The sequence below is a fragment of the Gordonia sp. i37 genome (assembly GCF_002043085.1).
GTDB classification, from domain to species: Bacteria; Actinomycetota; Actinomycetes; order Mycobacteriales; family Mycobacteriaceae; genus Gordonia; species Gordonia polyisoprenivorans.
Genome location: NZ_MVPX01000067.1, coordinates 1 through 8,668 on the forward strand (window position 1 = coordinate 1; position 8,668 = coordinate 8,668).

The 8,668-nt window shown below is 67.8% G+C and carries 7 protein-coding genes; 2 read left to right on the forward strand and 5 right to left on the reverse strand.

Going from position 1 to position 8,668, the window contains the following annotated elements:
- Nucleotides 1-252 precede the first annotated feature (252 nt).
- Together B1964_RS02580 and B1964_RS02585 are read right to left on the reverse strand one after the other, a co-directional pair.
- Nucleotides 253-1,560, reverse strand: coding sequence for a hypothetical protein (locus B1964_RS02580; protein ID WP_079928685.1), 1,308 nt, complete (start codon nucleotides 1,558-1,560; stop codon nucleotides 253-255).
- Between the two features lie 49 nt (nucleotides 1,561-1,609).
- Nucleotides 1,610-2,479 carry an SDR family oxidoreductase gene (locus tag B1964_RS02585; RefSeq protein ID WP_079928690.1) on the reverse strand — a complete coding sequence of 290 codons (870 nt, stop codon included), beginning with the start codon at nucleotides 2,477-2,479 and terminating at the stop codon, nucleotides 1,610-1,612.
- A 135-nt stretch (nucleotides 2,480-2,614) separates the two neighbouring features.
- On the opposite strand from B1964_RS02585, the gene B1964_RS02590 reads away from it, so the two are divergent.
- On the forward strand, nucleotides 2,615-3,037 hold the full coding sequence (locus tag B1964_RS02590) for a helix-turn-helix domain-containing protein (protein WP_079928686.1): 423 nt from the start codon (nucleotides 2,615-2,617) through the stop codon (nucleotides 3,035-3,037).
- Here the strand turns inward: B1964_RS02590 and B1964_RS02595 are convergent.
- From B1964_RS02595 to B1964_RS02605, 3 genes are all read right to left on the reverse strand, one after another.
- Complete coding sequence (locus B1964_RS02595; RefSeq protein WP_079928687.1) at nucleotides 3,025-4,410, reverse strand: VOC family protein; 1,386 nt, start codon at nucleotides 4,408-4,410, stop codon at nucleotides 3,025-3,027. The two genes, B1964_RS02590 and B1964_RS02595, sit on opposite strands and share 13 nt — an antisense overlap.
- Complete coding sequence (locus tag B1964_RS02600; RefSeq protein WP_079928688.1) at nucleotides 4,407-4,934, reverse strand: RNA polymerase sigma factor; 528 nt, start codon at nucleotides 4,932-4,934, stop codon at nucleotides 4,407-4,409. Before B1964_RS02600 ends, B1964_RS02595 begins: the two co-directional genes overlap by 4 nt.
- Nucleotides 4,935-5,042: 108 nt before the next feature.
- Nucleotides 5,043-5,603 carry an LppP/LprE family lipoprotein gene (locus B1964_RS02605; protein ID WP_079928689.1) on the reverse strand — a complete coding sequence of 187 codons (561 nt, stop codon included), beginning with the start codon at nucleotides 5,601-5,603 and terminating at the stop codon, nucleotides 5,043-5,045.
- Between the two features lie 448 nt (nucleotides 5,604-6,051).
- Between B1964_RS02605 and B1964_RS02610 the strand changes: the two genes are divergently transcribed.
- The gene (locus B1964_RS02610; RefSeq protein WP_006369720.1) at nucleotides 6,052-8,595 is read left to right on the forward strand and encodes an ATP-dependent Clp protease ATP-binding subunit; all 2,544 of its coding nucleotides are present in this window, start codon (nucleotides 6,052-6,054) and stop codon (nucleotides 8,593-8,595) included.
- Nucleotides 8,596-8,668: the final 73 nt, after the last annotated feature.

The window sequence follows — 8,668 nt, forward strand, 5'->3', positions numbered from 1 at the left end:
CTTCCCCAACTTTCGGACCTCACTACAGACTCGGGTACATCGTTTACCCACTGCCGCGGTGCTCGTCGATTGCGGTGTTCGTCGACTTCATGGGGCAGTGGGCCGCGGACGAGGCTACCGACTTCCGTGTCCGTTCCGTTATCTGGCCGTTACCGAAACCTGGGAGTCGGCTGAGTGTCATCGCTGCCGTTGCAGGTCATGCCGGGACCAAAGTCCCGGATGTGAGTCCGGCCACATGCCGCGCCGGCGGGGTCAGTGCGGCGCGAACACCCGGATGCTGGTGCCCTCGAAGGCGACGAGGAATCCGTCGACGTCCGCCACCTGGCCGTTCACGTCGACCGTCCACGCGAAACCGCCGGCCGACGGGTCGACCGCGCTGATCCTGCTGTTGCTGGCGAGCACCAGGAGATCACCGCTCGACCCGACACAGGTGAGGTTGTCGAGGTTCGCGTCGGGATCGTCGAAGCCCGGCGCGGGCAACGAACCGAGGTGCTTGGCGTCGGCGAGGGAGTAGATCGACCGCGACCGGCTCTTCAACGCGAACGCCACCGCGGTACCGCACGGTCGGGTGTTGGCCTTGGACAGCTCGACGTCGGAGATCTGCCACAGCGCTCCCGGCTTGGCCGGATCGACGACGACGTAGGTGCCCTGCATCGCCTCCATCTGCGCGGTCCCGGTCTGGGTCAACACGGGCAGGGTGGACGGGCCGGGCAGCACCCGCATCCCCGCGACATGCGCGATGCGACGGGGATCGAGGACGCCGTCGGTCACGGCATAGATCTCGAACATGCGGTGGTCGGGGTCGGTGTACTCGACGGTGATGCCGGTCGGGAACGCGGTGATCGTGCAGTCGGTGCAGTGGAGACGGTCGGCGCCGGTGCGCGGATCGACGATGAACCGGCCCGCGTCGCTGGTGGTGATCTGCAGCAGCCCATCGGTGAGCACCTCGGCGCTCGCCGCGCGGGCGAAGGTGCGCGACCACAGTTCGTGGCCGTCCGGGGTGGCCATCGACACCCGGTAGCCGGAGGAGGAGATACGGACGAAGTCCGATCCGGCGCCGAGGACCGATGCGGTGTCGTCGAGGGCGGTCGGGCCGGACGGGGTGCCGTCGTCGTCGACGAGGTAAAAGCCTTGTGCGAGATCGCTGCTGGCATTGACCGCGCAGCCGACCACGCCGTCGTCGGTCATCCCGCAGCTCCCGGTGCCCGCGCGCAGCGGATGCTTCCACAGCAGATGTCCGTCGCTGCGATCGACCATCACATAGGCGCGACCGATACCCGACGGGTAGCTCAGCAGCCAGCGGTCGGTGCCGGTGGCGACCACCTTGATCTGGTCGCTGGAGGTGTAGTCGGGCAGGGTCTGGCTCGACGCCGTCCACGCGAGGGCGGGCTGGTCGGGGTAGGGCCGCAGTTGGCCGTAGGTGTAGCCGGTCGCCGGGCGATCGGGTGTGCCGATGGCCAGCACCGCCCCCACGCACACGACCATCACGGCGGCGAGTACGACCACGACGGTGCCGATACCGAACGGAAGTCGACGGCCCCGCTTGCTCCCCACACGCATGGCGACAGTCAATCACTCATGCCCTGCGTGGGGGAGGCTGACATGCAGATCAGGCGGTCACGGCCGCCAGGCCCGCGCGCAACACCTCGACCAGAGGCGTGGACGGCCGGCCGGTGAGAGTCGCGAGGTCGGTCGAGTCGGAGTCGAGCGCACCCCGGGCGACTCCGGCGTCCGAGTCGGCGAGGATCTCGGCCATCGGTGCCGGGATGCCGGCCTCGGTGAGTGCCGCCGCGTAGTCGGCCTCGGGAATATCGGTGTAGCGCAACGGTTTTCCGCTGACCTCGGCAAGGGTTGCGGCGATCTGTGCGTAGGTCGGGTGCTCGTCGCCGGCGAGCTCGTAGACCTCACCACCTGAGGCCTCGACGAGTGCGGCAGCCGCCGCAACGGCGTAATCGCGCCGCGACGCCGCGGCGATGGTCCCGTTGCCTGCGCTGCCGTACAGGACGCCGGTTTCGATGGCCTGCGGTGCCGCGGCCAGGTAGTTCTCCCAGTACCAGCCGTTGCGCAGCAGCACCGTGGGGATGCCGGACTCGGCGAGCACGCGCTCGGTGGCGACGTGTTCGGTCGCCAGAGCCAGCGGCGAGGTGTCGGCGCGCAGGATGCTGGTGTAGGCGATGAGGGAGACGCCGGCATCGGTCGCGGCCTCGATCACGTTGCGGTGCTGCGAGACTCGCCGCCCGACCTCGGAGCCCGAGACCAGCAGCACACGGTCGACGCCGGTCAGGGCGGCGCGCAATGCGGTCGGGTCGCCGTAGTCGGCGACCCGGACGTCGACACCTGCGGACCTCAGGGTGTTGGCCTTCTCCGGATTGCGGACGACGGCGACCACGTCGCCTGCCGCGACGCCCCGGTCGAGCAACGCCTCGACGGCGGCACTACCGAGTCCTCCGGTTGCTCCGGTGACGGCGTAGGTGGTCATGGTTCCTCCTGGGTAGGTGACGGGAAGTGCGAGCTTCTCACTCATGATGCACTTACTGTTCGTATGGTGCAATATGTGCGACATGCACATGTTTGACGATTAGCACCATCGTCCGGATGCGCCTAGAATGGCGCCATGACCCCCGCCGCCCCCGGCTCCGCAGCCTCCGACCCGGACGCCGTCGATCCGACTCTGGAGGCCGACGTCTTCGCCCGCGATTGCAGTTCGCGTGATGTGTTGCAGAATGTGACCAGTCGGTGGGGTGTGCTGGCGCTCGCGGCGCTGGCCGAGGGGGACCTGCGGTTCAGCGCGTTACGGCGCCGCGTCGACGGGGTCAGCGAGCGGATGCTCTCGCAGACGCTGCACAACCTCGAACGCGATGGCTTCGTCACACGTACTGTGCTGCAATCGATCCCACCGAAGGTCGAGTACTCGCTGACCGATCTGGGTACCGACGCCGCGACCCAATTGCGCGCTCTGATCCACCTCGTCCAAGGCAATCTCGCGGCGGTCGAGCGGGCACGCGAGGCCTACGACGAGACCCGTCAGAACAACTGACCGAGGTAGAACCGCGCGCCCTGGTCGTCGGTGCATCGCGCCACCGCGCCGTAGGCCTGACGGTTGGGCTCCTCGATCACGGCTCCGCCGGCGGAGCGCACCCGGTCGACGGCCTCGTCGATATCGGCCACGTTCCACATCGGTTCGGCCAGGGACCGATCCGCGCCCCCGGAGATCCCGATCTGCGGATGCACCCCGTCGACCTCCCAGCCGTCGTCGATACGACCGGGTGTGAACCGCCAATTCAACACGGCGCCATAGAAATCGCGGTACCGGGCCGAGTCCGGGGTGTGCACGGTGAGATACGACATCGCGCCGAGGGTGCGAGGGTGCTGTTCCCCGCGGGTCTCGCCGGGGTCGGGTACGTGGACCGAGAAGGCGACGCCCTGGTCGTCCACGGCGTCCATCACGAGGTATCCGTCGCGTGCGACGGTGCTGATCTCGCCGGCTCGACCGCCGGCGGCGAGGATGGCTGCGCGCGCCCGCTCGAAGTCCTCCACGGCGTACACGCAGTAGAGGGTCCCGGCCGTTCCGTAGCCGTCGTCGTCGAAGATCCCGAGACGATGGCCGATGTTGGTGACCTGTCGGGTGTCCGGATCGTACTCCCAGCCGAGAACCGCGCCGTAGAAGCGGGCGGCCCGCTCACGGTCGGGCGTCTGCAGCGACAGGTAGACGATGTCGCCGACCCGGACATGTTCGGCAGCCACTGCGGTCCGTGCTGGGCCGGTCAGCATCCACCGGTGTCCGAAGGGATCGATGATGGTCGCCGAGCGCGTGCCGTAGGCGTCGTAGGGTTCGCGGGTGACGGCGGCGCCACCGCGCTGTGCGTGGGCCAGGGCCTCGTCGGTGTCGGCGACGGGAAGCATGAGGCTCACCGAGACGTGCCCGGGTTGCGGGCCCCGCAGACCCAGGTCGGGGAATTCGTCTGCGAGGTAGAGCACACCGTCGCCGATCTCGAGTTCGGCGTGCCCGATTCGGTTGTCGTCCATGACAATCGGCTCACCCCGTAGACGCGCGCCCAGGTTGTCGCGGTACCAGTCGATCGCTTGCCGCGCTCCGCGGACCGTGAGATACGGCAGGGCGCCGGGGCGTTCGACGGGAGACGCGGCGGGTGCCGAGATGGCCGCTTCGCTCTCGGTAATGGCGGTGTCGGCGCCGGGAGCGAAGCGAGCGGGCCGGGAAGTATTGGACATGAGGATTCCCTTCGGGAGGGTGACGCCGCGTTCGAGTCGGTCACGGAGACGGGCGGCGAAGGCAGGATCGGGCGCAACCGGTGCGTCCCACCCGGGGGTGTCCGAGGCGCGCAACACGGCGAACGGGTCGCCGATGGATAAGTGTGGGGCCGAATCGAATTCGGCGTCGTCGTGGTTCATGCGCGTCCTCCTTTCCGGGTGGATCGGGCCGGTTGGCCGGGGTAGGCCGCGCGGAAGGCGCGCTTGGCCCGGGTCAACAGCGCCTCGGTGGCACCGACGGTGCGGCCCATGATCTCGGCGCATTCGGCGACCGGGAGGTCGTCGACGTAGCGCAGCGTGAGCACCGACCGGTGGATCGGCGTGAGCTGCGCCAGGGTGTGGTGGGCGATCATCCGGTCCAGATGGACCTCGGCGAGATCCTCGCCCGGCGGATCGGGCACGTCCGGCACGGGCTCGGGCGTCCGTTGCGCCCGTCGCCAGTGGTCGGCGAGCTTGTGCCGGGCGACCCCGATCAGCCAGGGCACCGTCGGGGTCAGGTCGGCGTCGCGACGAACCGAATCCATCGCGGCGAGAAAGGTCTCCGATGTGACGTCCTCGGCGACCCGTCGGTCCGAGCACCGTCGCACGACGAACCCGTACACCGCGGGTAGAGCCGTGTCGTAGACCTCGAGGAGGGCCTCGGGGCCGGTGTGTTCGCCACTCACACCCTCATCGTCGTCGCCCGGGGCGCAAACCCGACGCCCGTTGGGCAGAAAAAAATGTGTCGCCGGCCGTGCCCGTACGGCACGACCGGCGACACTCGCGCCCGCCGATCAGGCCGGCGGGAAGAACCCCAGACGAATCACCCTGCCGCCGAATTGGAATGCGGTGACGTAGGTCGGTCCGCCGCTCGCGCAGCAGAACGGGTCGTCGGCGCGCAGCCAGCGATACTTCACGGTGACGTGGTCACGCGTCCAGCCGGCGATGGAGGTGTAGGAGTACGGCTTCGGATCGACGGTGCCGAGGAAACGGCCGTTGTGGAAGAGCAGGACGCGCGACTGGTAGGTGGCGTCGCCGATCCCGTTGCCGGTGACCAGCATCCAATCCAGGTTGCAGCCGCGGGAGAGGGGATTGGTGCTAGCGCTGCGAGGCTCCCAACTCCCGCCGTTGACGTCTCGGCCGATCTTGGTGAGCGAGTCACGGGCGAGGGCCGAGTTGAGATCGAAACACAGCCCGTGCCCGCTGCCGGGCGGGGCGGCCGCGGCGTCACCGGCTCCGAGGGCGGTGGCCGAGAGTGAGCCGGCGAGCACGCCGGTCACCGCGAGGCACAGGACGAGGAGTCGCCGGAGTCCGGTCGGCGGTCGGGTGGACGGAGAGCGTCGAGCAGAGGTCATGATGTGGCCTTCCTGGTGGTGGTGTCAGGTCCCGACCTCGGGAGCGATGTCCCGTAGTGACCTGTTCGCGCGTTTCGCCGGTCTCGTTAGCCAGGCGTAGCTGTTGTCATTCGGGTGCGGTACCCCCGACGGCTCGTCGCCGCTCGGACTGAAGGGGCCACGGAGGCGGCGTCGTTCGCTCTCGGCGTAGCGCGGCGGCGCGCATCGCGGAACATGCTGATGTGCAGGGCGGTTGTACCGCGCAGACCCCCGTCGACGTGTGCATGACGTTGACTTCTGGTGGGCGTTAACTGCAGGTGCACACCGCACGACCTCTAGAGTGGAAGCAAGCTGGTCGTCGTGTACCCCGACACCATCGCAGTTGTCGCCTCGCATCGGTCGCCGCCCGCGGTTTCCGATCACCGGGACAACCACGACGGCCGGGGCGAAAGCGAAATGAGGGAGAACAATGTTCGAACGGTTCACCGACCGCGCTCGGCGGGTTGTCGTGCTCGCCCAAGAAGAGGCGCGGATGCTCAACCACAACTACATCGGCACCGAGCACATCCTGCTCGGCCTGATCCACGAGGGCGAAGGCGTCGCCGCCAAGGCCCTCGAATCGCTCGGCATCTCCCTGGAAGGTGTCCGCAGTCAGGTCGAGGAGATCATCGGTCAGGGCCAGCAGGCGCCGTCGGGGCACATTCCGTTCACCCCGCGCGCCAAGAAGGTCCTCGAGCTCTCGCTGCGTGAGGCGCTGCAGCTCGGCCACAACTACATCGGCACCGAGCACATCCTGCTCGGCCTCATCCGCGAGGGTGAGGGCGTCGCCGCACAGGTGCTCGTCAAGCTGGGCGCCGACCTCAACCGGGTGCGCCAGCAGGTCATCCAGCTGCTGTCGGGTTACCAGGGTAAGGAGCCGCAGGAGGCCGGCACGGGTGGCCGGTCCAGCGAGTCCGGTACCCCGTCGACGTCGCTGGTCCTCGACCAGTTCGGCAGAAACCTGACCGCCGCGGCCGCCGAGGGCAAACTCGACCCCGTCATCGGCCGCGAGAAAGAGATCGAGCGGGTCATGCAGGTGCTGTCCCGCCGCACCAAGAACAACCCTGTGCTGATCGGCGAGCCCGGCGTCGGCAAGACCGCCGTCGTCGAGGGCCTCGCGCAGGCGATCGTCAACGGCAAGGTGCCCGAGACGCTCAAGGACAAGCAGCTCTACACCCTCGATCTCGGATCGCTGGTGGCGGGCAGCCGCTACCGCGGTGACTTCGAGGAACGCCTCAAGAAGGTGCTCAAGGAGATCAACACCCGCGGCGACATCATCCTGTTCATCGACGAGCTGCACACGCTCGTCGGTGCCGGTGCCGCCGAGGGTGCGATCGACGCCGCCAGCATCCTCAAGCCGAAGCTGGCCCGCGGCGAGCTGCAGACCATCGGTGCCACCACCCTCGACGAGTACCGCAAGTACATCGAGAAGGACGCCGCACTCGAGCGCCGGTTCCAGCCGGTGCAGGTCGGCGAGCCGTCGGTGGAGCACACCATCGAGATCCTCAAGGGTCTGCGCGACCGCTACGAGAGCCACCACCGCGTGTCCATCACCGACGGTGCGCTCGTCGCCGCGGCCACTCTCGCCGACCGCTACATCAACGACCGGTTCCTGCCGGACAAGGCGATCGACCTCATCGACGAGGCCGGCGCGCGGATGCGGATTCGCCGGATGACCGCACCGCCGGACCTGCGCGAGTTCGACGAGCGCATCGCCGACGCCCGCAAGGAGAAGGAAAGCGCGATCGACGCGCAGGACTTCGAGAAGGCCGCCGGCCTGCGGGACAAGGAGAAGCAACTCGTCGCCGAGCGCGCCGAGCGTGAAAAGCAATGGCGCAGTGGTGATCTGGACGTCGTGGCCGAGGTCGACGACGAGCAGATCGCCGAGGTGCTGGGCAACTGGACCGGTATCCCGGTGTTCAAGCTCACCGAGGAGGAGACCACGCGTCTGCTCCGCATGGAGGACGAGCTGCACAAGCGGATCATCGGCCAGGAGGACGCGGTCAAGGCCGTCTCCAAGGCGATCCGTCGTACCCGCGCGGGTCTCAAGGACCCCAAGCGCCCGTCCGGCTCGTTCATCTTCGCCGGCCCGTCCGGTGTGGGTAAGACCGAGCTGTCCAAGGCGCTCGCGAACTTCCTGTTCGGCGAGGACGACGCCCTGATCCAGATCGACATGGGCGAATTCCACGACCGCTTCACCGCGTCGCGCCTGTTCGGTGCCCCTCCCGGCTACGTCGGCTACGAAGAGGGCGGCCAGCTCACCGAGAAGGTGCGCCGCAAGCCGTTCTCGGTGGTCCTGTTCGACGAGATCGAGAAGGCCCACTCGGAGATCTACAACACCCTGTTGCAGGTTCTCGAGGACGGTCGACTCACCGACGGCCAGGGTCGCACGGTCGACTTCAAGAACACGGTGCTGATCTTCACCTCGAACCTCGGTACCGCCGACATCTCGAAGGCCGTGGGTCTGGGCTTCAGCAAGGGTGACGACTCGAAGTCGAACTACGAGCGGATGAAGCTGAAGGTCAACGACGAGCTGAAGAAGCACTTCCGCCCGGAGTTCCTGAACCGTATCGACGACGTCATCGTCTTCCACCAGCTGACGAAGGACGAGATCATCCAGATGGTCGATCTGATGATCAACCGCGTCGAGACGCAGCTCAAGAACAAGGACATGGCGATCGAGCTCACCGATCGGGCCAAGTCGTTGCTGGCCAAGCGCGGCTTCGACCCGGTGCTCGGCGCCCGGCCGCTGCGCCGCACGATCCAGCGCGAGATCGAGGATCAGTTGAGCGAGAAGATCCTGTTCAACGAACTGACCCCGGGTCAGATCGTGCTGGTCGACGTCGACAACTGGGACGGCGAAGGTGAGGGCGAGGACGCCAAGTTCACCTTCACCGGCTCGGAGAAGCCGCGTGAGTTGCCCGACGCCCCGGTCGAGCTGAGCAAGGCAGGTGACGCCGGCAGCGAGAGCTGATCGGTCCGACCGCGAACACCCACGACGCCCGTCGACTCCTTCTCTGGAGCGGCGGGGGGGGGGGGGGGGGGGG

Excerpts from the sequence above, each read along its gene's own strand:
- B1964_RS02580 (WP_079928685.1), bottom strand. The coding sequence starts at position 1,560 with ATGCGTGTGGGGAGCAAGCGGGGCCGTCGACTTCCGTTCGGTATCGGC.
- B1964_RS02585 (WP_079928690.1), bottom strand. The coding sequence starts at position 2,479 with ATGACCACCTACGCCGTCACCGGAGCAACCGGAGGACTCGGTAGTGCC.
- B1964_RS02590 (WP_079928686.1), top strand. The coding sequence starts at position 2,615 with ATGACCCCCGCCGCCCCCGGCTCCGCAGCCTCCGACCCGGACGCCGTC.
- B1964_RS02595 (WP_079928687.1), bottom strand. The coding sequence starts at position 4,410 with ATGAACCACGACGACGCCGAATTCGATTCGGCCCCACACTTATCCATC.
- B1964_RS02605 (WP_079928689.1), bottom strand. The coding sequence starts at position 5,603 with ATGACCTCTGCTCGACGCTCTCCGTCCACCCGACCGCCGACCGGACTC.
- B1964_RS02610 (WP_006369720.1), top strand. The coding sequence starts at position 6,052 with ATGTTCGAACGGTTCACCGACCGCGCTCGGCGGGTTGTCGTGCTCGCC.